The 24,331-nt window shown below is 33.3% G+C and carries 18 protein-coding genes and 2 other annotated features; of the genes, 5 read left to right on the top strand and 13 right to left on the bottom strand.

The genetic code is table 11. The features are described 5' to 3' along the window. Positions 1-3 precede the first annotated feature (3 nt). From EPK97_RS16045 to EPK97_RS16030, 4 genes are all read right to left on the bottom strand, one after another. The gene (locus EPK97_RS16045; protein WP_162037636.1) at positions 4-429 is read right to left on the bottom strand and encodes an Asp23/Gls24 family envelope stress response protein; all 426 of its coding nucleotides are present in this window, start codon (positions 427-429) and stop codon (positions 4-6) included. A 99-nt stretch (positions 430-528) separates the two neighbouring features. Next, positions 529-1,908, bottom strand: coding sequence for a hypothetical protein (locus EPK97_RS16040; protein WP_162037635.1), 1,380 nt, complete (start codon positions 1,906-1,908; stop codon positions 529-531). 188 nt (positions 1,909-2,096) lie between these two features. Continuing rightward, entirely contained in the window at positions 2,097-2,699 is a 603-nt protein-coding gene (locus EPK97_RS16035; protein WP_162037634.1) for a pyroglutamyl-peptidase I, read from the bottom strand. A 98-nt stretch (positions 2,700-2,797) separates the two neighbouring features. After that, positions 2,798-3,328: a GNAT family N-acetyltransferase gene (locus tag EPK97_RS16030; protein WP_162037633.1), complete on the bottom strand. Its 531-nt coding sequence runs from the start codon at positions 3,326-3,328 to the stop codon at positions 2,798-2,800. Positions 3,329-3,527: 199 nt separating this feature from the next. On the opposite strand from EPK97_RS16030, the gene bioA reads away from it, so the two are divergent. Then, positions 3,528-4,892: an adenosylmethionine--8-amino-7-oxononanoate transaminase gene (gene bioA, locus EPK97_RS16025; RefSeq protein ID WP_162037632.1), complete on the top strand. Its 1,365-nt coding sequence runs from the start codon at positions 3,528-3,530 to the stop codon at positions 4,890-4,892. 58 nt (positions 4,893-4,950) lie between these two features. Here the strand turns inward: bioA and EPK97_RS16020 are convergent, their stop codons facing one another. Further along, the gene (locus EPK97_RS16020; protein ID WP_162037631.1) at positions 4,951-6,627 is read right to left on the bottom strand and encodes a thiamine pyrophosphate-dependent enzyme; all 1,677 of its coding nucleotides are present in this window, start codon (positions 6,625-6,627) and stop codon (positions 4,951-4,953) included. A 167-nt stretch (positions 6,628-6,794) separates the two neighbouring features. Next, a complete protein-coding gene (locus tag EPK97_RS16015) occupies positions 6,795-7,952 on the bottom strand; it encodes a DUF3900 domain-containing protein (RefSeq protein ID WP_162037630.1) in 1,158 nt (385 codons plus the stop codon). A gap of 721 nt (positions 7,953-8,673) precedes the next feature. On the opposite strand from EPK97_RS16015, the gene EPK97_RS16010 reads away from it, so the two are divergent. The 3 genes from EPK97_RS16010 to tatA are packed head-to-tail and all read left to right on the top strand — an operon-like array spanning position 8,674 to position 10,986. Then, positions 8,674-9,555 carry a multicopper oxidase domain-containing protein gene (locus tag EPK97_RS16010; RefSeq protein WP_420826799.1) on the top strand — a complete coding sequence of 294 codons (882 nt, stop codon included), beginning with the start codon at positions 8,674-8,676 and terminating at the stop codon, positions 9,553-9,555. Between the two features lie 16 nt (positions 9,556-9,571). After that, positions 9,572-10,783, top strand: coding sequence for a ZIP family metal transporter (locus EPK97_RS16005; RefSeq protein ID WP_162037628.1), 1,212 nt, complete (start codon positions 9,572-9,574; stop codon positions 10,781-10,783). 29 nt (positions 10,784-10,812) lie between these two features. Continuing rightward, positions 10,813-10,986, top strand: coding sequence for a twin-arginine translocase TatA/TatE family subunit (tatA, locus tag EPK97_RS16000; protein WP_162037627.1), 174 nt, complete (start codon positions 10,813-10,815; stop codon positions 10,984-10,986). Positions 10,987-11,080: 94 nt separating this feature from the next. Here the strand turns inward: tatA and EPK97_RS15995 are convergent, their stop codons facing one another. Both EPK97_RS15995 and thrS read right to left on the bottom strand, forming a co-directional pair. Next, the gene (locus tag EPK97_RS15995; protein WP_162037626.1) at positions 11,081-12,433 is read right to left on the bottom strand and encodes an MATE family efflux transporter; all 1,353 of its coding nucleotides are present in this window, start codon (positions 12,431-12,433) and stop codon (positions 11,081-11,083) included. Between the two features lie 104 nt (positions 12,434-12,537). After that, complete coding sequence (gene thrS / locus EPK97_RS15990) at positions 12,538-14,460, bottom strand: threonine--tRNA ligase (RefSeq protein ID WP_162037625.1); 1,923 nt, start codon at positions 14,458-14,460, stop codon at positions 12,538-12,540. Between the two features lie 57 nt (positions 14,461-14,517). After that, positions 14,518-14,739, bottom strand: a binding site (T-box leader). A 43-nt stretch (positions 14,740-14,782) separates the two neighbouring features. Further along, positions 14,783-15,004: a binding site (T-box leader), on the bottom strand. A 215-nt stretch (positions 15,005-15,219) separates the two neighbouring features. On the opposite strand from thrS, the gene EPK97_RS15985 reads away from it, so the two are divergent. Further along, complete coding sequence (locus tag EPK97_RS15985) at positions 15,220-16,950, top strand: aromatic amino acid hydroxylase (RefSeq protein WP_162037624.1); 1,731 nt, start codon at positions 15,220-15,222, stop codon at positions 16,948-16,950. A 74-nt stretch (positions 16,951-17,024) separates the two neighbouring features. Here EPK97_RS15985 and EPK97_RS15980 read toward each other — a convergent pair whose 3' ends face one another. The 5 genes from EPK97_RS15980 to EPK97_RS15960 all read right to left on the bottom strand — a co-directional run bounded on the left by EPK97_RS15980 (position 17,025) and on the right by EPK97_RS15960 (position 24,317). Next, on the bottom strand, positions 17,025-18,719 hold the full coding sequence (locus EPK97_RS15980; RefSeq protein ID WP_162037623.1) for a M3 family oligoendopeptidase: 1,695 nt from the start codon (positions 18,717-18,719) through the stop codon (positions 17,025-17,027). Positions 18,720-18,753: 34 nt separating this feature from the next. Continuing rightward, entirely contained in the window at positions 18,754-19,917 is a 1,164-nt protein-coding gene (locus EPK97_RS15975; RefSeq protein ID WP_162037622.1) for a GNAT family N-acetyltransferase, read from the bottom strand. A gap of 449 nt (positions 19,918-20,366) precedes the next feature. Continuing rightward, positions 20,367-21,833, bottom strand: coding sequence for an aspartate ammonia-lyase (gene aspA / locus EPK97_RS15970; protein WP_162037621.1), 1,467 nt, complete (start codon positions 21,831-21,833; stop codon positions 20,367-20,369). 146 nt (positions 21,834-21,979) lie between these two features. After that, on the bottom strand, positions 21,980-23,236 hold the full coding sequence (locus EPK97_RS15965; protein ID WP_162037620.1) for a dicarboxylate/amino acid:cation symporter: 1,257 nt from the start codon (positions 23,234-23,236) through the stop codon (positions 21,980-21,982). A gap of 211 nt (positions 23,237-23,447) precedes the next feature. Continuing rightward, positions 23,448-24,317, bottom strand: a complete 870-nt coding sequence (locus tag EPK97_RS15960; RefSeq protein WP_162037619.1) for a LysR family transcriptional regulator — start codon at positions 24,315-24,317, stop codon at positions 23,448-23,450. Positions 24,318-24,331 lie beyond the last annotated feature (14 nt).

Genomic DNA, 24,331 nt, shown 5'->3' with positions numbered 1-24,331 from the left:
ACCTTATTTGATTCTATGTGTTTGTGTTTCTTCTACAATATCCTTTTTATCCTCTTGATCAAAATCAATCCCATGTACATTTACATTAACTTCTACTACTACAAGGCCAGTCATAGATTGAATAGATTCCTTTACATTCCCCTGAATGTTAGAAGCTATGACAGGGATCTCTTTGCCATATTCAACAATAATAGAAACATCAACAATAACTTCTCTTTCTCCAACTTCCACTTTAATCCCTTTTGAAAGATTTTTGCGTCCGATCCACTCTGCTATACCACCTGCTAACCCTCCACTCATACTTGCCACACCATCAACTTCAATCGTTGCCAACCCAGCTATGATTTCTATAACTTCTGGTACAATGTGTACTCTTCCAAGCTCTCTTCTTTCAAGCTCCAAATTCGTTAATGTTTTTGTCGAAGACATCATAATACCACCTTTCTTTTTCTGTCATAGAAAGTTGAATGCTTTAACTCTCACACTTTATAAAATATGGTGACTAAATAAGTTCTATGACTAATTTGTTTAAGTGAGAAGGATCATTGCATAAGCATATAAAATACTCGCCATAAAAATTAGAGCCAAATAAAATCCATTCCATTTCAAACCAACGATCAAAGGCTTCTCATCAACCATTCCACTCACTAAAATATTCAAAGGAGTGACAGGACTTAGTATGGTAGCTATGGACCACCCCATCATCATGATGAGAATAAAGATTTCTTTTTTGATAAGCATGAGAGATGGATCAAACTGTGTAGCCAGTACAGTGACGATAATTAAAGGATGAACACCGATGAATGTTAATACAATCAACGAGGTTAAAATACATACAACAAATAAAAGTAAGGAAAAATTAGATATGTCAATCATTAAATACTGAACTTGTTTTGAAAATGATGTACCAATCAAAGAATCCCCTAAAAACCCTACACTGATAAACAAAATAATCTCATTATTCATGACTGGAACTGAATTGTTCTTATATGTTTGAAAGTGTTTAATAAACGCTCTGAATTTTTGAAATACAATACTCCATAACAGAGGAAAAATAATGGAAACCAGACTTACAACGAACAACATCGACCATTTTGTTATATATTGAATAACAAACATAGTAACTCCCAAAAGGATGGTAAGAACGAAAAGTTCCAGTACCCTTTTTCCATGATAACCTTCTACTTTTATAACTTTATTTTGTTCTACTTTGGATGACTGCTTTGTCATTTTCATAAACAAAAGATTGCCAATTAGCAATTGAATAATAGCAAAAAGAATACCATATGGAATATAACTTATCAATGGTACATCCAAATAATAAGTTGCTGTTGCTACAGAGATGAGAAATGGTGACCAGACAAATGCTGTAGAGTATCCTATAAAATAAACTTTGGATAAGAATTTAGGTGATAGATTCAAATGCTGAATCATTTCATTGATCAAACGAATCGATCCCAGATTGAGGATTGGACCAAATAAAAAAATGAAACCTGTTAGTCCTCCAAATAACTTCTTTGGTTTTTGTACTAATCTTACTAAAAAAAATGACAATGATTTAAAGTAATTACTTATTTTTAGAGGAATTAATATTAATGGAGTTAGTATTAAAAGAGCAATGATTGGTAGATTTACCAACATACCATCGATAATATTTGTTAGACTTGCACCCTTAGTCACATTGACGAGTAATCCTAATGAAAAGAAACTTATAGCCCAGAATCGAGCAAAACTTTTTGCATAAAAAAGACTATTAAAAAAAACAAAAATAACAAAAAAAGATAATAATACATAAAGTGCATCCAATTGGAAAAAAAACTGTACAATGTATACAAAACACATACTCAATATAATTAAACTTCTGTCAAAAACAAGTCCTTTTTTATAAGGTATAGAGGGTACTTGCATGAAATCATCCCTTCCCGAAACAAGTCAAAAAAACGATATAAGTTTAAAGTGATTTATCCATACAATATATTGTAATACATTAATGAACCCTCGTATCAATAGACATTTTTATGATCATGATTAGTAATACTGTTAATAAAATTAAAAATAACCATGATTCTAAAATAATGATCTTCGCATTGTAGAAATCAATCCAACAATTCAATCATTACGGTCACTGCTCTAAGCAAATCTTGTTCAGACCAGCTTGGAAGTTTAGGATTGTGAATGGCAAGTTCATGAGATGCTGGTATATGGACAAAACCAGAACGAGTAGTTTTTTCCTCTTTTTTGATGTGATGCAACATCGTATACATCACATGATTACATAAATACGTACCTGCTGTATTTGAAATTGTAGCTGGTAGATTTGCATCTTTTAAACCATTTACAAGTTTGCGAATGGGTAATGTTGAAAATAAACCATCTGGACCATTTGATACAATGGGTTGATCTTGTTTTCTATTCCCTTTATTATCTGCCTCCCCATCATTACAGTTAATTGCAATTCTTTCTGGAGTGATCTTATAATTTCCTGCTGCTAATCCTAAAGATAGAACAACATCGGGCTCCGTTTCTTCATAATGTTTTATAATTTCTTGACCTGACTTTGTATAATCAACTGATAAAACATGTCCAAACACCTCATAATTGCCTACTGTTTGCCTATCTAATTGCTTTACAATTTGTTCAGTTGGATTGATAGAATAGTTTAAAAAGGGCACAAATCCAGTTAAGAGCACTTTTTTCATTGTGCAAAACCTCCATTATCAGTTTATTAAATTATTAATTATGCTGATACGATATTTTTTTAACATGCTGTATTCTATTTAGTAGATATAACAATTCTCTATAATTTTTTAAGTTTTTTTAAAACTTTATGAATATCTTCAAAACCGTATCCTATTTCATCTAATACTTTACCTGAAATAGCAATAGGTTTTTCACCTACAACCCTTCCACCTAGTTTTTCGTAAAAGTATCGTGATTTATTTTCTTTTAAAACCCATATTAACATAGTGTTTATATTCATTTTGTTTAGATCATTTAATATAGGTTTAACAAGTAATTTCCCTATCCCTTTTCTTTGATAGGATTTTAATATATAAATCGCGTATAGTTCACCTTTATATTTGGAATGATTGTCTCTTTCTCGCCCCCCATTTGAAAATCCAATAATTTCACCTTTTTTCGTTTCAGCTACATATACAAATTGATTTTTATACATAAGGAATTCATTCCAACGTGTTTTATAAAATTCCACAGATCGATTGTTTAAATAATCATCTGAAATAATTCCTTTGTATGTTGTTTTCCAACTCTCTACATGAACTTTTGCTATCCCCTCTGTATCCAGTTGAGTTGCTTTTCTAATTAACATCCTAATTTCATTCCTTTATTAAAAAAATCATTTTTCAATATCCTATCAAATACTTCTTATAACCTCATTATAATAAATGGATTCTACTTTTGAATAGATTTTGTAAATTGTACTTGTTAAACACACACTATTATATGTTATCATTATTGGGGATTGTTAAATTTGAAATATAGTATTTCGTTAGGAGGATGTAAACCCGTTGGACATTCAATTAAAAAATAAACTATTGAAAAATGATAGAGATTATGTGTGGCACCCTTTTACACAAATGAAAGATTACGAGAACCAAGACCATGTCCTGATAGAAAAGGCCGAAGGCATTTATTTATATGATGCGGATGGAAACCAATATTATGATACGGTTTCATCTTGGTGGGTTAACACCCATGGACATTCACATCCTCGTATTCGTGCAGCTATAGATAAACAGATGTCCGAGATGGATCACGTGATGTTTAGTGGGTTTACTCATAGACCTGCTATAGAACTTTCAGAAAAACTAGTTGAAATTACTCCTGAAGGTTTAAATAAAGTATTTTTTTCGGATAATGGTTCAACTGCAGTAGAAGTTGCGTTAAAAATGTCATTTCAATATTGGCTTCATTTAGGAAAAAAAGAAAAAAATAAATTCGTCTTTTTAGATAATAGCTATCATGGGGATACGATTGGAGCGGTAAGTGTTGGTGGTGTGGAACTTTTTCATTCCGTTTTTAAACCTCTTCTTTTTGACTCATACAAGGTTTCATCTCCAAATCCATTTGTTTGGTCACAGCAAAAAGGTGCCTCTGAAGAAGAAGCTGTTTCTATTTGTTTAGAAGAAGTTAGAACATTGTTTGAAGAAAAGTCAGAGGAGATTGCTGGATTCGTTATCGAACCTTTAGTTCAAGCTGCAGGTGGGATGATTGTATACCCTCCTTCCTATTTAATTGGTATTCGTCAATTATGTGATGAATTTGACATCCACCTTATTGCTGATGAAGTAGCTGTTGGATTTGGTAGAACAGGTCGGTTGTTTGCATGCGAACATGCTGGAATATCTCCAGACCTTATGTGTCTATCGAAAGGTTTAACTGCAGGTGTCATGCCACTCTCAGTTACGTTAAGTACACTTAAAATATTTGATGCCTTTTATGATGAATATGAAACATATAAAACTTTTTTCCACGGACATAGTTTCACAGGCAATCCACTAGCTTGTGCTGTTGCACTTGAAAACTTGCAAATATTTGAAGATAACAAAGTAATAGACTCGATACAAGCAACTTCAGAATATTTACAACATCGGTTTCGTGAATTTGGTAAGTTGAAACATATCGGAAACGTGAGAGGCATCGGCATGATTGCAGCGATGGATATCTTTGAAGATAAAACTAAGGGGATAAGTTATGCAGCGAATAAAAGAACGGGATATCAAGTTTATTTGACAGGATTAAAACATGGTTTGGTTATGCGTCCACTAGGAGATACGATTTATGTATGGCTTCCACTTTGTACAACGATAGATGATATAGATCAAATTTTATATAAGATTAATGATATATTGGTTGAATTAGAACTTGCATGAAAAAGGAGCTTGAAACTCTAAGCTCCTTTAACTTAATTTTCTTTAACATAGATCGATGTTATCTAAGTAATTTTAATGTTCTGAGTTGTTCAATCGTATACTTTACTGATATTTTTTCAGGATCACAAACAACTTCAATAAGAGAAGGTATTTGACTGTCTAAGGCTTGTTTTAAAGCGTTTTCAAATTCATGGTTATGTTCTACCTTTTGACCAAATACCCCCATTGATTCTGCCAATTTCATAAAATCTGGGTTTCCTAATTCAGTACCAATTACACGTCTAGGGAAATGTTTTTCTTGATGCATTCGAATGGTTCCATGCATATTATTGTTGAAAACGAGTGAAATAATTGGTGTTTGATAACGAACTGCCGTTTCTAGTTCCTGCAAAGTCATCATAAACCCACCGTCTCCAGATAAAGATACAACTACTTTTTCAGGGCAAGCTAATTTAGCTCCAATTGCAGCAGGTAAACCATAACCCATGGCACCTGAGGTTGGTCCTATATATGTATTTGGTTGAGTAAATTGAAAATAATTATGTAACCAACCAGAAAAATTACCCGCATCATTTGTGAGAATTGCATCTTTAGGGAGGTTTTCCTGGAGAGTTTTAATGATCCCTTTCATTTCTATCCCTTTTGAAGTTTCATCTATTGAATCTAAAGATGAATTATTTTCATAACTTTTTCTGCGTTCCTCTACCCACTTTTTCCACCCAATTGATACTCGTTTTTCATTTTTTATTTTTTGATTAAAAGTGGTTAGTGTTGTTTTTGCATCACCGATTAAAGATAGATCTGGAGGATACACTTTTCCAATCGTAGTCGATTCAATATCGCAATGAATGAGTTTATGGTGTGATTCAATTAAAGTATAACTTTGAGTCGTTACTTCTGAAAAACGTGTTCCTATTGCAATAATCAGATCTGATTCCTTCACAGTTTCTATTACATTATTAAATGTACCTAATCCTAAATGACCTAAATATAAATGGTTTGTGTTTGGAAAAATATCATGTCTTCTAAAGGAACTTATCACAGGAATATGTAAAAGCTCTGCAAACTCTAGTAGTTCTTTTTCCGCATTAGATAGTTTAATTCCCCCACCAGCTAAAATGAATGGTTTTTCAGATTGTTCAATCATTTGGATACAACTTGTCAACTCTACATTACTAGGAGCATGTCTTGCTTGTTTAGTAGGATCGAAAAATTTCATAGTTGCTTTTTCAGATAAAATATCTGCTGGAAGAGATACAACAACGGGACCTGGTCTACCTGATTTAGCAACTCTAAACGCACGTTGAACCAATTCAGGTATTCTTTCTACATCACGTATTTCAACAGACCATTTGCTAATCGGTTCAAAAAAACGATCTAATTCAACCTCTTGAAACCCTTCTCGTCCCCTAAATTTCCGATCTACCTGTCCTAAAAAAACGACCATTGGGGTAGAATCCTGATGAGCTGTATGAACACCTATTGATAAATTTGCAGCACCAACCCCTCTTGTTGCCATTGCTACAGAAACATTTCCTGATGCCTTGGCATACGCTTCGGCCATAAATGAAGCTCCACCTTCATGTCTTGCAGAAATCAGCTCTATTTCTGGTGTATCATAAATTACATCCATGATATCCAAATAACTCTCCCCTGGGACACAAAAAACATGATTTACATCTTCATTTTTTATACATTGTACTACTGCCTCTGCTCCTGTCATAATCTCTTCCATATTTACTTCCTCCTATTACTAGATTTCGAATTCCTTCAAAACCTTTATATATTCATATATCGGTTTTACATATTATGTAATTCACCCCCTTATGATTTTGGTATATTTCCATTATATAGCATATGGAAAAAATCAAAAAGAAATATTAACTCTTATTAAAAAATCCATTATTCCCAAGGAGGAGAATTATATTGAGCGCTCTGTCTAGGTACCAAAGTTGAATTCGGTTCAAATTCTTCGTTAATCGAATTCGGTCTTGTTCTTATTCTTTCAATCACAGATTCAAAATCATCTGGATGAAGCAACTCAATTGGTGAAACACCTTTTTCAAACTGAAAAGAATCACCCTCTATCAACACGACATAACGACCATTCAGTTTGGCTAGATGTATTTGATCTCCATACTGTTCCAATAATCCTTTTACTTGAATACCATCTAACTTAAACTTAAGTTCAATATCATCTTTCTGCTCCACTAGTTGATTAGCAGCTTGCATGACCTGTTCATGGCTCCACCTTTGTTGTAATTCTCTTTTTTCAGATGCAGCCCATAATTCTAAGCTTTCTTCCTCTTTTTTTCGTTCTTCCTGCTCTATCTGTCCTTCTTTATGCTGCCATTTATCCTCAACATATTGGTTTACCATCGTAATCATCTGTTCATTCATAATTTCTGGCATTGATTTTTCATAGGTGACATATTTAAGGAAGTCTTCAAAATACCTAGCATGAGAAGCCTGATGAATTTTCAGTTCATATTCCTCTCGTATTCCTGGTTCAGGCATAAATGGATATTGTATCGATTTAATATTTCTTGCACTAATCGCCATTTCTACCTGTGAGATCAAACTCTTTTCATCTGAGATACGAGCTATTTTTGGTTCAAAATCACACTTCATTACAAAAACAAATGGTTCATCTCCATATTTGTCTATTTTAGCCCTAGCAATCACTAGTGCTCCTCCCCGCACGGAGCTTGTATCCATGTACATTCGGACTAGTTCATCACTGAAATCTAAATATTCCTGTTTACCTTGTGCTTGAAGCAACCTTTGAAACAAATTGTAGTTGGGATTGCTCGTAAGTTCATGCCTAGGTTCAACGATAAAATAACCAATTTTTGTAGGAGTTTGATTCGATTGAGGATGTTTCTCAACTTTTCGTTTTATAATTCTAATATATTCTTCATTTAAAAAGCTCTTAATTTCACTTTGATGATACTCTTCCCGATCTAAAGTTTGGAAATGACGAAAGGAAAGAGATGCCCCACTATCCCGTTCTTCATTTTGTATCACAAAAAATGATAAATACTCTACTATAAAATCCATAACTCTTATCCCCCCTTAAAAATTTAAGAACTCATTGTATCATATTTTTGTTGTTTACAATAATTATGTAACCATTATTTTGTCATTATAAAATCGCTTTACAACACATGAGAAAATCATAAATTACCAAAATCACTTTCTCTTTATTACCGCGCGAAACACGTATGTTTTAATTTAAAAAGGATTTGTCTATTGTTATTTGCTGAAAAAATGATGTCATTTGGGGAGATAAGGCATTGTGTTCAAAGTTATACTTTTCGATCCGTTAAAGAAAACTCGCCGATTGGCTTTAAATATAATTATATATTCTTAAAGAGTAAAATAAGCCCAAAAAATAGTTTTCATTTTTTTAAATGTATAGTATTATTAATTCAAATGTTTCCTTTGTACAAAATAATTTCATACAACAAATTTTTTGTCTCTTAGGAAAAACGAATTACATACCTTTATTGATGAAATTCAAACCTAAATTTCACTATTTTCAGAATGAAGATAATCATATATCGTTAATTTTAAATTTTCAAAATTTTAAAATTAGAGGTATTTAAAATAGTTTATATGAACAAAGGAGGTTTAAAAAATGAAAGATAAATTTTCAAGAAGAGATTTATTAAAAATTAGTGCAATTGGAGCTCTATCTTATGTTGGGGGTGCACTATTAAATCCCAAATCCATATTAAACGGCTCCGTCAATGCATCAGGTTTACAAACCAAGAAAGTCATGGACAATCACATGGGAATGCAACATGGTTATGATCCTGGAACTGAAGTTACAAAAGGTTTAAAGATGGCACGAAAAATTTTGACAGAATTTGATTACGGAAAAGTCAGTAAAAGAAGTGATGGTAAAACACTTAGGGAATTTGAAATCGTCTCATATGAAACAGAAATAGAAATTGCAAGAGGTGTGAAATTTCCAGGATGGACATTTAATGGTACAATCCCAGGTCCCACTTTAAGATGTACCGAAGGGGATATCATTAGTGTTAAATTTACAAATGGAGCATCACATCCGCATTCTATTCATTTCCATGGTATTCATCCCACAAATATGGACGGATTAGACCCCATTATGCCAGGTCAATCATTTACTTATGAATTTGAAGCAAAACCTCATGGAATGCAAGTTTACCATTGTCACGTATTTCCGCTGGCAAGACACATACACAAGGGGTTATATGGAAATTTAATCATTGATCCAAAAAAACCTAGAGCTAAAGCAAAAGAATTTAATATGGTAATGAACGGTTTTGATCTAGATTTAGATGGGGAAAATGAAGTTTATGCAGTTAATGGATATGCATTCGCTTATCAACAAGAACCTATAAAAGTAAAGGTAGGAGAGTTAGTAAGAATATATTTGAGTAATTTTACAGAATTTGATTTAATTAATTCATTCCATCTACATGCTAATTACTTTCATTATTACGCCACAGGTTCAGACCCAGAAGCACGTCCTCAATACACTGACACAATTATGCAGTGCCAAGGTGAACGTGGGATTTTAGAAATAACTTTTCCAGCCCCTGGACGTTATATGTTTCACGCACACCAAAGTGAATTTGCTGAATTGGGTTGGATGGGATTCTTTTTAGCAGAGTAAAGGAGGAGTGAATAAAATGGCTCAAATACAAACAAATGCGAATTATCAACCAAAAGATTCTAAACTTAAATGGATTGGTTTTGGACTTATCCCTATTATTTTATTGATTTGTATTGTCACATTAATTGCTTTATTTGGTACGGGAATAAAAAATGAATCTGTGGCACCGATTGAAATATTAAACGTAGAAAAAATAACGATTACAGATGCGGGTTTTGAAGTTAAAATATTTAATTCTGGACCTGAGCAAATTGAAATTGCTCAAGTATTGGTGGATGATTCTTTTTGGAATGCTTCTTTCGATCCCGCCTCCTCTTTAGATCGATTTGAAAATGCAACAGTTTACATCCCTTATCCATGGGTTGAAGGCGACCCTCATGAAATTAAATTTATCACTACAAATGGATTGCTGTTCACAGGTGAAGTTGAAGTCGCTACGAAAACACCTGTACTAACCACAAATGTTTTTTTACAATATGCATTGATTGGTTTTTATGTCGGGATTGTTCCAGTTAGTTTAGGAATGCTTTGGTATCCGTTTATGAGAAGATTTTCGACTCGTGGTATTCATGCCGTTTTAGCATTTACTGTTGGATTACTATTTTTCCTTGTTATAGATACTGTCGAAGAAGGTTTTGAAATTGCTGCAGAAGTACCAGGCGTATTTCAAGGTTCAGGATTAGTATGGTTTGGTCTTGTTTTAAGTTTCTTATTTTTAATTGCAGTAGATCAGGCAAACCAAAGAAAAACAAACCCACATATTGATTCTGGAAAACGAGTATCATATAAACTTGCTACTGGGATCGGATTGCATAACTTAGGTGAAGGTCTTGCTATAGGTGCAGCTTTTGCTGTAGGTGAGGCTGCTTTAGGTACATTTTTAGTGATCGGCTTTACACTTCATAATATTACAGAGGGAGTGGGTATAGCTGCTCCTCTACTAAGGGAACGTCCTACTTTTAAAACATTTGTTTCACTTGTTGCAGTTGCCGGTACTCCAGCTATACTAGGTACATGGATCGGAGGGTTTATTTTTAATCCAACACTCTCAGCATTATTTTTTGGTATCGGTGCAGGAGCTATTTTACAAGTTATTTTTGTAATTTGTAAAATGATCTGGAAGGAGTCTCAAAGTAATAAATACCCTCTAGTATCATGGTTGAATTTTAGTGGATTAACGTTGGGGATTTTGCTCATGTATGTTACAGCATTTTTAGTGAAGTTTTAAACAAATATGTGTATAGAGAGGTGATATACATGGGAATTGCAAGTATTGGTATTCCAGGTTTGTTAATAATCTTAGTACTTGCACTGATACTTTTTGGTCCTTCTAAATTACCACAGTTAGGAAAAGCGATTGGCACAACAATTAAAGAATTTCGAAATGGAGCAAATGAACTTATGGATTCAGAAAATGAAAAAACCAAATAAAATAGGTTAAACCTTGATAAAACAGAACAAATCCTTGTTTATTAAAGAGATGAAAAACAAGCTTCTAATCAAAATATAGAGGCTTGTTTTTATTTTATAAACTCACATATTTTTTCCTCTGAATATAAGTTAGTCGTAATATTAAACATACAGCTCCAACTGCCAATCCAGATATCAATCCTATCCAATATCCAAAAGCACCGTAAGTTGTAAAGTTTGCTAAACAATAGCCAACTGGGAGCCCAATGACCCAGAATGAAACAAATGCTAATACAAAAGTAGAATTCACATCTTTATATCCTCGTAGAGCCCCTTGAATCGGTGCGGCAATGGCATCAGATAATTGAAAGAAAATAGCGAAAAATAAAAACTGTTTCGTTAACAATAATACAGTTGAATCCTTTGTATAAATTCCTGCGACTTGATCACTAAATATAAACAAGCCAATTGCACTTATGATGGATATAAGAATGGCTGAACCAATCCCTATATAACTGTATTGAACAGCATCTCTGTAACGTTTTGCTCCAACTTCAAATCCTACTGAAATGGTAAGTGCCATGGAAATACTTAATGGGATCATATATAGAAACGACGCAAAATTTAATGCAGACTGATGTGCGGCAATCGTATTTGTATCAAATTCGCTCATCAATAACGTAACTGCAGCAAAAATACTCGTTTCAAAAAAGATGGAAAAACCAATTGGTATTCCAATTTTCATCAGCCTGCCCCAAACTTCAAATGATATCTTCTCTACACGACTAAACAATCTGTAATGAGAAAAAGTCTGAAATTTCATAATCACAAATAAAGCAATTAACAAAATACACCAGTAAGTAATGGCTGATGCGTAACCTGCTCCAACACCACCCATTTGAGGGAATCCCAATTTCCCAAATATTAGAACATAGTTAAGAAATAAATTGATAGGTAACGACAGCAATGTAATGATCATCGTCGTTCGCGTTTCTCCTAATCCATCTATGAAATATCTTAATACGTTGTATACAAACAATGGGATTAAACCGAACGAAAGAGCTTTTAAATAATTGAATGCAATAAATCTCACATCAGAGTCTAAGTTCATCCATTGTAAAATGGGTTGCAAAAAAAACAAACCAAATATAATGATTATTAACGTGATCAGAAGTGATAAATAGATGGCTTGGATTACAGCTTTTGTGATTTTATCATTTTCTCTAGCACCAACATATTGTGCAACTGTAGGGGTTAATGCCATTAAAATACCTGATAATCCAGTGAATATAGGTACCCATATACTAGAACCAATAGCTACCCCAGCTAAATCTGTTGGACTCACTTGCCCTGACATCACAGTATCAAAAAAATTCATGGAAAATAAACCAAGTTGACTAATAAGTATGGGTAATAATATGGCGTTAAATTGAAAAAGCTTTGCTTTTTTAGTCTTTGTTTGGATCATCTTGTTTTCCTCATTTCATTGATAACATTAAAAATATAATAGCTAGAAGTATATCATAAAAACCCATATCAATATAGACGATATGGGTTTAAGCATCTAGTACATTAGAGCTTTCGTAGTTTAATTTCATTGACTACTTTGGAAATAAATTTTTCTAAAATGTATTGTTCTGATCCTTCATTGCCAAATTGTTGTACATTTACAGTGTTATCCTGTACCTCCTTATCCCCTACGACGATGATATACGGAACTTTTTGCATCTTAGCCTCCCTGATTTTATATCCGAGTTTTTCTTCCCGCCAATCTACTTCCATTCTTATATTTGCAGAATTCATTTGACTTTTAATTTCTTCTACATAATTATGATGTGCTTCAATAGAAACTGGTATTATCTTAACTTGTGTTGGCGCGATCCAAGTTGGGAATGCTCCAGCAAAGTGTTCAATTAATATCCCTAAAAATCGATCTATAGAACCAAGTACTGCCCGATGTATCACCACCGGACGTTGCTTCTCATTTTTCTCATTTATATAACTTAGATCAAATTTTTCTGGCATTTGAAAATCCAATTGTACTGTTGCACATTGATGACTTCTCTTTAGAGCATCTTTTATATGAAAATCAATTTTAGGTCCGTAAAAAGCCCCATCCCCTTCATTAATCCTAAACTTATACTCTAAACTTTCTAATACTTCTATCAATGCCCCCTCAGCTTTATTCCTTAATTCATCATCACCCAAAGAATCATTTGGTCTAGTGGATAATTCAAGCTCATATTCAAAACCAAATACTTTATAAACATGATCTATAGATACTATGATCGATTTGATTTCACTTTTGATTTGTTCAGGTGTCACGAAAATATGTGCATCATCCTGACAAAATGTACGAACTCTTAATAGTCCATTTAAAGAGCCGCTAAATTCATGTCGATGGACTTGCCCAAATTCTGCCAATCTAAGTGGTAATTCTCGATAGGAATGTAGTTTATTTTTAAAGATTAACATATGACCAGGACAATTCATTGGCTTTAGAGCAAAGCGAGTATGATCTACATCTGAATAATACATATTTTCTTTATAGTGCTCCCAATGTCCTGAATCCTCCCATAACTTTTGTTTCATCATTGATGGTGTACGTACCTCTTGGTAACCTAATTTTTTTTGAAAATCTTTTAACATTGCTTCAAGTTCATTTCTGACAATTTGTCCCTTTGGCAAGTAAAAAGGCATTCCAGCAGCTTCATCAGAGAACATGAATAACTCAAGTTGCTGACCAAGCTTCTTGTGATTTCTTTTTGATGCATCTTCAAGAAAAAAGAGATAACTTTTCAATTCCTTTTTTGAGGGAAATGATACACCATAGAAGCGCTGCAATACTTTATTATTGCTATTCCCTCTCCAATATGCTCCAGAAATCTTTGTCAATTTAAATGCTTTTATCAACCCAGTTGAAGGCAAATGAGGACCACGGCACAGATCTATAAATTCTCCTTGTTTATAAATTGTTATTTTCTCATCATAAGGAATATCTTCTAACAGTTCTAATTTTAATTCGTCACCCATATCTTGAAATAATTTCTCTGCCATATCTCTACTCATCTCTATCCGCTGAATGTCTAAGTTTTCATCTATGATTTTTTGCATTTCTTTCTCTATTTCTGGCAAATCTTCTAAAGTTATATTTTGGGGGAGGTCTATATCATAATAAAATCCATGTTCAATCACTGGACCTACTCCTAATCTCACATTCCCATAAATTCTTTTTACAGCTTGTGCTAATACATGTGCAGACGAATGTCTTACTATATCTATTCCTTCTATAGAATCTATAGTGATCATTTCTATTTTTGCATTAGAAGTTAACCTTCTATTCAAATCTACAATTTGGTTATTTACTTTCCCTGCTACTGCTCTCTTTTTTAAACTAGGGCTTATTGATTGTGTAATTTCCCCTAAAGTAATCCCTTTATCAAAGTCCTTCATTTGTCCATCTGGAAAAACGATTTGAATACGATTTTCACTCATGAATAACACTCCATTTCATTTTGAATAGTTTGTATAAAAAAACACACTCATCCCTACAAAAGGGACGAATGTGTTATACATCCGTGGTTCCACCCAGATTCCCATCAATGATTCATCAATGGCTCTATTTGCTGTAACGTCGCAAAAACGGCATTGGTTTTTCATTCCCCAATACAGCTCAAAGGCGGTAAGTTATCTTACTGCGTTAGGAAGTTCTCAGCTTTTCTTCCTTCTCTGTATAACCGTTAAAATAACTATTGTCCTTTTCATTGCTTTTGTGCTCTTATAAATTTTTAAAAACAAAAAACACACTCATCCCTACAAGAGGGACGAATGTGTTATACATCCGTGGTTCCACCCAGATTCCCATCAATGATTCATCAATGGCTCTATTTGCTGTAACGTCGCAAAAACGGCATTGGTTTTTCATTCCCCAATACAGCTCAAAGGCGGTAAGTTATCTTACTGCGTTAGGAAGTTCTCAGCTTTTCTTCCTTCTCTGTATAACCGTTAAAATAACTATTGTCCTTTTCATTGCTTTCCTTTGATTCATTATTTTCCATACTATACATCAAAATAATAATGAAATCAATGATTATTTTTCGTAGCTGGACTGACTACTTAAAACAAGTATAAGTACATACAATGGATAATAAAGTATGATATAATAACAAAGGCTAAAAAGCGTTTGAGAATAGTATTTTTTCTCACCGATTTATTCCTAGTTGGAGTATGATTACTTGTTAGGGAGGATTTATAATGGAATTATTAAAAAAAAGTGATATTCCCGCTCATTTAAGAGAGTATGTTATTGATCAACAATATGAGGAATATACACCTATTAATCACGCAGTTTGGCGATATGTTATGAGACAAAATGTTAATTTTTTTAAGAATGTTGCTCATGAAGCATACACAAATGGTGTAACGGCTTCAGGTATGGATATTGAGAGAATTCCAAGAGTTGAGGAAATGCATACTAGCTTGAAACCGTTTAACTGGGGGGCTGTAGCTATAGATGGTTACATTCCTGGTGTGATCTTTTTTGATTTTCAAGCCCACGGATTACTTCCAATTGGTACTGATATTCGAAAATTAGAAAACATTGAATATACCCCTGCACCTGATATCATACATGAAGCAGCAGGACATGCACCTATTCTTTGTGATGAGAAATATGCAGAATACGTAAAGTTATTTGGTCAAATCGGTCGCAGAGCGATTGCTACTAAAGAAGAGCATGAAGTATTTGAAGCTGTTCGTACATTATCTAATCTGTTAGAAAAAGGCAGCTCTACTAAAGAAGAAATTGCTGAAGCCGAACGAGTACTTGAAGAAAAACAACGAGCTGTTAAACATTTATCTGAGGCTGAAGAGATTTCTAGACTATACTGGTGGACAGTGGAGTACGGTTTAATTGGGGATGTATCAAACCCTAAAATTTACGGTGCTGGTTTATTATCATCAGTAGGCGAAAGTAGTAGTTGTTTAACAGATGAAGTTAAAAAAATACCATTTGAATTAGAGCAGGTAATTTCTACAGGCTTTGATATAACGACAAAACAACCCCAATTGTTTGTATGTAAAGACTTCGATCAATTAATCGATGCAGTTAAAGAATATGCAAAACGTATGGCGTTTACCGTTGGTGGTACTGAAAGCTTAGAGAAAGCAATAGGATCTGGTGCAACAGCAACGGCTGAATATAGCTCTGGTTTACAAGTCACTGGAACGATCTCTAAAATCATCAAAGATCAAAATCAGGAAGCCATCTATTTACAAACGTCTGGTGCAACTACATTATCAAATGATAATCAGGTACTAGAAAGCCATGGTAAAGATGTTCATGCTGATGGATTTGGTTCACCGATTGGACTATTGAAGGGTGAGAAAAAACCTCTAGAAGAGTTTTCGAACATTGAATTAGTTCAATGTGGCATTGTTGTAGGACAACAGAGCAACCTTCAATATGAAAGCGGTGTCACAGTAACAGGATTAGTTCACGAAGTAGTTAGAAAAAACAATACAATTACTCTCATTCGTCTTAAGAATGCTGTAGTAACATATGATCATGTTGACCTATTCAAACCTGAGTGGGGTATGTATGATATGGCTGTAGGAGCAAGTATTACATCCGTCTATGCAGGAGCAGCTGATCCTGAAGCTTATTTTACAGTAGAAGAAGAAGTAATAGAGGAAAAGCAACCAATCTCATTAAAACCATTAGAAAAACTTTATAAAAAAGTACGTGATTTACGAGAATCAAAATACGACATCATGATCGTTGGAGAAACTCTACTAGAAGTTGTGGCCGAACTGAATCATTCCTATCCTAATGATTGGTTGTTACGATTAGAAGTATTAGAAATATTATCAGAACATGACATACATCAACAAGAACAAGAAAAGTTGCGTAAAGATTTAATTGATTTAAAAGAACGAGATTTATCATTAAAAAATCTTATTACCAATGGTTTAAAACTGGTCTAATCTATAACATCAAAAAACACACTCATCCCTAAAAAAGGAGTGAGTGTGTTTTTTTAAAATATAATACTTATTATTTAAAACGCTTTATCATCAACATGATTTAACCATGACTCAATTTCATCTACCGCGGATTGTATCGTCCCTTCATCAAATGGTGAATGTAATTTAGCCTCTTTAACGAGTTGCAAAAATGGTAAACTACCCCCTAGCTTACAAAGATGAATATAATCATCCCAAGCACGATTTCTATCTTCTTGCATCTTTTTCCAAAATTGAAATGCACAAACCTGAGCCAACGTATAATCAATATAATAAAATGGGTCCTCGAAAATATGACCTTGTTGATGCCAAAATCCACCTTGTTCTAGATAATTATTTCCATCATAATCACGATGAGGTAAATATTTCTTTTCAATTTCTCTCCACATTTGTTTACGTTCTTTTGGCGTAGACTCTGGGTTTTCATAAACGAAATGTTGAAACTCATCTACAACTACACCGTATGGTATGAACAATAATGCTGAGCTTAAATGTGAAAATTTATACTTATCCGTATCTTCTTTGAAAAATAACTCCATCCAAGGCCAAGTAAAAAACTCCATGCTCATAGAGTGAATTTCACAAGCTTCATAGGTGGGCCATACATATTCAGGATTTTCAAAATGACGACTGTTATACACTTGAAATGCATGACCTGCTTCGTGCGTTAAAACATCAATGTCACCCGAAGTACCATTAAAATTTGCAAAAATATAAGGAGATTTGTAATTAGGTACATACGTACAGTAACCCCCTGCCATTTTCCCATCTTTTGCTAATAAGTCCATGAGATCTCGTTCTTTCATAAAACGGTAAAATTCATCCGATTCCTTAGATAATTGTTCATACATCGTTTGACCATTATCCACAATCCAATCAGGGTTTCCTTTTGGTGTCGCATTACCAGATTTGAATTTATAATTTTCATCATAATATTTTAGATGCTGCAGTTCTAATCTATTTTGCTGACGTCTTTTCAATTGTGTAGCGATGGGGACTATATATTGATGCACCTGTTCTCTAAAAGCAGCAACCTCCCTAGCATCATAATCTGTGCGTTTTAAACGAGCATAACCTAACTCTACAAAATTTTTGAACCCTAGCTTTTTAGCAATTTTTGTTCGTATCTTCACAAGATCATCATAAAGTTGATCTAACTCTTCTTCGTTTTCTGAGAAAAACTTGTATTTTGCTTCATTTGCTCTTTTCCTTATTTCTCGATCATCAGATATGGTGAAAGGAAACAATTGAGCTAAAGTGTATTTTTTTTCATCAAAAGGAATTTCAGCAGAAGCAATAAGCTCAGAATACCTTGTTGTATATTTATTTTCCTTCTGTAAATCTTTTACAATTTCAGAGGACATGGATTTGATTTCTACTTCAGCTAGGTCAAATAAATGACTTCCCCATTTCTTTTTTAGTTCTTCACAATATTTTGACCCTATCAATGCTTTATAGAATTTGGTAAACAACTCTTTAAATAGAGGTTCCACCTCATCTAAATAATTCTGCTCTGTTTTATAAAACTCATCCTTTGTATTTATAGAATGACGAATACTTCCTAATTCAAACATGGAATAAAAATCATTATGAATAATATATATGTCCCTCATAGTTTCATTCTGCTCTTGCCATGATGTTGCATTTGAAAATTGTTTTAGCTCTTTATCAAATTTCGAAGTAATTTCTTCCATATTTGGTCGTGTATACGTGTATTCAGAAAATTGCATGATATCTCTCCCTTTCCATTTACTAAATTAATTATTAAAAGTAATCATAGAAAAATGTTTTATTCTTAGTAATTACAGATTGCAGTATGCCCATCTCCTTATCAGTTCCATGAATCATACCTATTTCACTTAGCTCAAATGCAGTTTTATATCCCAAAAGAAGTGCGGTGAAAGGACCAATATTAATATGAAGTCCTTTTTTGGGAGGATGAGTACAATTGCTTCCTTCTTTAACAGGATAGAATGTGGCATTACCCTTTTTTATGATAACGGTTCCTTGATTCCATAATGCAAAATCATCTGTTAAATGAATGATCACCGACTCATCACATTCATTAAAATGGTATTGACTTAAAAATAATTCAATATCCACAATACGAGCCATAAAATAGGGGTCCAGTCTTGATCTTACCTTTGGATTAGGAAGCATAAATAATATGTTATCATGATTTGAACATGTAAGTTCCACTTCAGTAATCATAGAATCATGTTGACAGATAAAATTCCATAACCCTTTTTTTGCTTCTACGTTGAGTGAAATGAATTCTTGAACAATCAATTTTCCATTATTTATCTCGTATAAAATGTAACCCATTAGTTGACTATCATGATTATAATAACCAGCGCAGTTTTGATCTGGTAAAACTGAATCTTTCCACCACTCTTTACTTCTTTCAAGCATACCGTTGTACTTTTTAGCAAATTGCTCATAAACTTCATTCAAAATCAATAAGTTTTCAGTTACATCTACTCTTGTTACATGCCCTTCTCTTTCTACAAGATTCAAAAATGTAAGATCATTTACAGGGATATTGATTTGCAACTCATTGCAAAATAACTCCCATCCATACTTTCTATAAAATCCAATTTGAAATGGGTGTAAAAATGATATTGAAATTTTTTGATCCCTCAACATTTGTAATGAGATATGTAATAATTCCTTTACTTTATTACCACGTCTATGTTCTGGCCATGTAGCTACTCCAGCAACACCTCCCATACTCCACACTTTATCATCTATCCATACTTTAAAGTCGATCATTTCAAGCTTTGCCAACAGTTTATTGTCATTAAAATAGCCAATCATTTTACGTTTTTGTTTTATTTTTTTCTTCTCTTCAGTTAATTGGTATTGGAATGCATATTCATGTAATGGAAAAACTTGTGGGTAGTCTTTTTCTAATATCAGTCTGATCATTTCTTTCACCTCTCAACTGATCTAGCTTTCTCATTTTTATTACTCTTTTCATATTAACTAATATTTCAAAAAATAAAAAGACAAAGGTACTTTATTTAATATATGGAGATAATAATTTTGCCTCTTTAACGAGTTTATTCCTGTCATTATGACAATGAATATAATACTATCACTTCTTTGTTAGGTTTATTAAAATAATAGATGATTACTTGTTTTTTATAAATAGAAAAAATAATTTATAATCAAATTTACCATAAGAAAAACCATCTAAAATTGAATACCTATCGATCCTTTGATTTACAATCCTAACCTTTTATGTATTTCAAGGCTTGTAGTACATTTCTGGATTCATAAGCGACCAAAAAAGCCACAGGTCCATTATTTCAACCTGTAGCTTCGCTTTATCCTTTTAAGTAAAACAATATATTATTTATTAAAAACATGGCTTATTATTTTTTTACACCTTGCGGTTTATTCGACATTTTCATTTGATACTCATCTTCCAATAAATGCGCTCCTGCTATTCCCGGATTTGTCATTTCGTAAGGATCAAGAATAACATTAAGCTCATCTTCAGTTAACACGTCATGAAGTAAACATAATTCACGAACTGAACGATCTCCTTCAATTGCTTGTCTAGCAATCCTTGATACAATTTCATATCCTAAATGAGGATTCAAAGCTGTAATGACACCTACACTTTTTTCTACATTTTCTCGGCAAATATCTTCATTGGCTTCTATATCATCAAGACAATAGTCCTTAAATACTGTAAAGACTTGATTCATAATTCTTAGAGACTGTAAAAGATTAAATACGAGTACAGGTTGCATCACATTTAATTCTAATTGTCCTGCTTGAGAAGCCAGATTAATCGTATGATCGTTTCCGATTACTTGGAATGCTACTTGATTCACAACCTCACACATAACAGGATTTACTTTTCCAGGCATAATAGATGAACCAGGCTGACGTGGAGGTAAAGAAATTTCATTTATTCCTGTAATAGGTCCGGAAGCTAAGAGACGAAGATCATTAGCTATTTTAGACATATTAATCATACAAACTTTTAACGATGCAGATACTTCAGTTAATACATCCGTATTTTGAGTCGCATCCACCAAGTCTTCGGCACTTTTTAGGGAAAATCCAGTGTACTCAGCTAATCTTTCTACTACTTCGGAAATATAACGAGGATCTGCATTTAAACCAGTACCTACAGCAGTAGCGCCCATATTTACCTCATACATATGTGAACGAGTACGAGTGATACGCTCAATATCTCTTTTCAAAACTCGCGCATAGGCTGCAAATTCTTGTCCTAGTCTAATTGGAACCCCGTCTTGTAAATGTGTTCGACCCATTTTAATAACATGATCAAATTGCTCTTCTTTTGCAACAAAACCCTTCTGTAGATTTTCCATCGTTGATAAAAGCTTATTCATCAAAGTAAGTACTGAAATACGAATGGCAGTAGGCATAACATCATTGGTAGATTGAGCCATATTCACATGACTGTTTGGACTTAAAACCGTATAATCTCCTTTTAATCCCCCAATAAGTTCTATCGCACGATTGGCAATCACTTCATTCGCATTCATGTTAAAGGATGTACCTGCGCCCCCCTGAATAGAATCAACGATGAACTGATCATCGAATTTCCCTTCATACACTTCATCTGCTGCTTGCACAATAGCATTAGCATGCTGAGGCTGTAAACGTTTAATATTCATATTTGTCATCGCAGCTGCCTTTTTCACAACAGCAATTGAACGAATTAATTCAACATCCATTCGGTGTCCAGTAATTGGAAAATTCTCCACCGCACGTAAGGTTTGAATCCCATAATAAGCTTCTACAGGCACTTCTTTTGTACCAAGAAAATCTTTTTCTGTACGAAATTGTTTTGTTGACATTTCTCTATTCCCCTTTAAAATGGTTTCCTATTATGATCATATGTGGGTCAATAACAAAAGCCCCAACTGGAGCTTTTGCATTCTTTAATAAATAGTTTTGACTATTATTCTATAGAATAGCCAACCATAAAGGTCGGCTATTTAAATTAAACTGTTTTTGTAGCGGTTTTACCAGTTGTTGCAGCACTTTTGTCATACTTTTCTTCTGATTTCGCAATGTATTGTGCACACGCAGCATCTCCAGTGATATTCACTGCTGTTCTTGTCATATCAAGTAATCTATCTACTCCAAGTACAAGCGCTATTGCATCTAAGCTTAATCCAACTGAAGTTAATACCATCGTTAACATGATAATACCTACACCTGGAACACCTGCAGTACCAATACTAGCTAACGTTGCTGTTAGAACTATTGTTGCCAAATCAGCCATGGATAAGTCAACACCATATAGTTGTGCAATAAATACAGTTGCAACACCCTGCATAATTGCTGTTCCATCCATATTGATCGTTGCACCTAATGGTTGAACAAAACCACTAATACTTTTTGGTATTTTCAAATTCTTCTGTGCCGTATCCATAGATACAGGTAATGTTGCTGAACTGCTTGATGTACTAAAAGCGACTGCAATCGCAGGGAAAAAGTTCTTAATGAATGTAAACGGATTCATCTTGCCTAAAAAGTATATCACTGAACCGTAAGTAAAACCTAAATGTATAAATAATGCGAGTAGTACAGCACCAAAATAAAAACCCATTGCCTTTATTGCTTCGACCCCTTGTCCACCAATTGCAATTGCAATTAATGCAAATGCACCAATCGGAGCCAGTTTCATAACAACATCAACTAAGAACATTAAGATTTTATTTACTTCTTCAATAAATGTTTTGACAGCTTCTACTTTGCCTTGCAATTGAGTTAACGCAAATCCAAATAATATGGAGAAAAAGATAATTTGCAACATGTTGCCCTCAACCATAGATTGGAATGCATTCGTAGGGATAATATTTATCAATGTTTCCATTACTGGAGGTGCTTCTTTTCTTTCTATTGTAGAATCAGTATCAAAATTTAATCCATCTACATAGCCAGGTTCAATAATATTACCTACAGATAATGCAATCATTAAAGCAATAGAAGTAGTAATCAAGAAGAAGATTACGGTTTTAATTCCAATTCGACCTAATTTTTTTGGATCACTTATTCCAGCAGTACCTAAAATAATGGAAATAACAACAATGGGAACTACTAATAATTTAATTAATCCGATAAAGATTTTTCCAAGTGGATTTAAAATATATGTTTCTGCTACATCAAACCATTGTGGAATGGCAAAATTAAATAATAAACCAACAATAATACCAAAAACCATACCGATTAATATTTTTTTTGTTAATGACATAAATTCACCTCTTTAATTATTATTATGTTTTGTCTTAAGCTAGCTTGGCTATAAGACTCTGTAAGACGGAGTTTGTAGTATTACGCGCAATGCTAGTTTAGTTTAATATAATAAAATATTCATTGTCAATGAAAAAATATGATTTAGTGATTAATAACAAACTTTTTTGTATATTTATACTTGCTGAAATCGTTGTTACATCAAGTGTTAGCTATATTTTAAATTTATTTTTAAAAAAATCTATAAAAATAGTTTTTGAACGCCCTTTCAAATAAATTAAATCAATATTGATATTCATTTTAATAGGCGGTGTCAAAGCAACTCGAAAAAGTTGACCTTTTTCAAGCTCTTTTTTTACACAATGTTCGGGTAAGAAACTAATTCCCATTCCCTGCAACAGCAAATTTTTTGCTGTTTCCATATTGTCTACCTCTAACGCGATATTAGGCGTTATATGATTACTTGAAAATAGACGATGGATATATAACCAGTCCATTGAACCATAATCAAAAAAAATAAGCGGTTGTTTCCCGACATTTTCTAATGTTACTTTATTTTGATTTAACAATTCATGACCTGGAGGAACAAACAAATGAATTGGATCTTCATATAACAAAATAGACTCTACTTGAGGATGTGTTTCTGTTCTAACGATACCAAAATCCACTTCTTTGTTTATGACTTTATTCAGTATGTCTTTAGAGTGACCTGTAACAATCTTAATTCGCACATTGTTAAATTCTGATTTTATTTCAGGTAATATTGAAGGCAAAACATTGTTAGAAATAGATAGTGCACTGCCTATATTTAATTCATTTGGTAAAACTACTTGCTGCATGCCATACTTTGCATCCTGATAGGACTGCAATATTTTTTGAGCATGAGGAAAAAAATACTCACCCTTATCTGTTAATGAAATATTCTTTCCATTCCGGTTAAAAAGCTTTAAGTTCATTTCACGTTCAAGTGATTGAATTCTAGCGGTGACAGAAGGCTGAGTTAAAAATAGGGCTTCTGCTGCTTTATTAAAACTTCCTAACTGACAGACATAAATAAATGCCTCAATATTTTCGATATTCATAATTTACTCCTTTA

The sequence above is a fragment of the Chengkuizengella sediminis genome, assembly GCF_010078385.1.
Classification (GTDB): Bacteria; Bacillota; Bacilli; order Paenibacillales; family KCTC-33759; genus Chengkuizengella; species Chengkuizengella sediminis.
This window is presented reverse-complemented; position numbering and strand designations above follow the sequence as displayed.

What these genes read in the sequence shown, in the direction of transcription:
- tatA (WP_162037627.1), top strand. Translation starts at nt 10,813, where the DNA reads ATGGGAATTGCAAGTATTGGTATTCCAGGTTTGTTAATAATCTTAGTA.
- thrS (WP_162037625.1), bottom strand. Translation starts at nt 14,460, where the DNA reads ATGAGTGAAAATCGTATTCAAATCGTTTTTCCAGATGGACAAATGAAG.
- EPK97_RS15995 (WP_162037626.1), bottom strand. Translation starts at nt 12,433, where the DNA reads ATGATCCAAACAAAGACTAAAAAAGCAAAGCTTTTTCAATTTAACGCC.
- EPK97_RS16005 (WP_162037628.1), top strand. Translation starts at nt 9,572, where the DNA reads ATGGCTCAAATACAAACAAATGCGAATTATCAACCAAAAGATTCTAAA.
- EPK97_RS16015 (WP_162037630.1), bottom strand. Translation starts at nt 7,952, where the DNA reads ATGGATTTTATAGTAGAGTATTTATCATTTTTTGTGATACAAAATGAA.
- aspA (WP_162037621.1), bottom strand. Translation starts at nt 21,833, where the DNA reads ATGTCAACAAAACAATTTCGTACAGAAAAAGATTTTCTTGGTACAAAA.
- EPK97_RS16035 (WP_162037634.1), bottom strand. Translation starts at nt 2,699, where the DNA reads ATGAAAAAAGTGCTCTTAACTGGATTTGTGCCCTTTTTAAACTATTCT.
- EPK97_RS15965 (WP_162037620.1), bottom strand. Translation starts at nt 23,236, where the DNA reads ATGTCATTAACAAAAAAAATATTAATCGGTATGGTTTTTGGTATTATT.
- EPK97_RS15960 (WP_162037619.1), bottom strand. Translation starts at nt 24,317, where the DNA reads ATGAATATCGAAAATATTGAGGCATTTATTTATGTCTGTCAGTTAGGA.
- EPK97_RS16030 (WP_162037633.1), bottom strand. Translation starts at nt 3,328, where the DNA reads ATGTTAATTAGAAAAGCAACTCAACTGGATACAGAGGGGATAGCAAAA.
- EPK97_RS16045 (WP_162037636.1), bottom strand. Translation starts at nt 429, where the DNA reads ATGTCTTCGACAAAAACATTAACGAATTTGGAGCTTGAAAGAAGAGAG.
- EPK97_RS16040 (WP_162037635.1), bottom strand. Translation starts at nt 1,908, where the DNA reads ATGCAAGTACCCTCTATACCTTATAAAAAAGGACTTGTTTTTGACAGA.
- EPK97_RS15985 (WP_162037624.1), top strand. Translation starts at nt 15,220, where the DNA reads ATGGAATTATTAAAAAAAAGTGATATTCCCGCTCATTTAAGAGAGTAT.
- EPK97_RS15975 (WP_162037622.1), bottom strand. Translation starts at nt 19,917, where the DNA reads ATGATCAGACTGATATTAGAAAAAGACTACCCACAAGTTTTTCCATTA.
- EPK97_RS15980 (WP_162037623.1), bottom strand. Translation starts at nt 18,719, where the DNA reads ATGCAATTTTCTGAATACACGTATACACGACCAAATATGGAAGAAATT.
- EPK97_RS16010 (WP_420826799.1), top strand. Translation starts at nt 8,674, where the DNA reads ATGGACAATCACATGGGAATGCAACATGGTTATGATCCTGGAACTGAA.
- EPK97_RS16020 (WP_162037631.1), bottom strand. Translation starts at nt 6,627, where the DNA reads ATGGAAGAGATTATGACAGGAGCAGAGGCAGTAGTACAATGTATAAAA.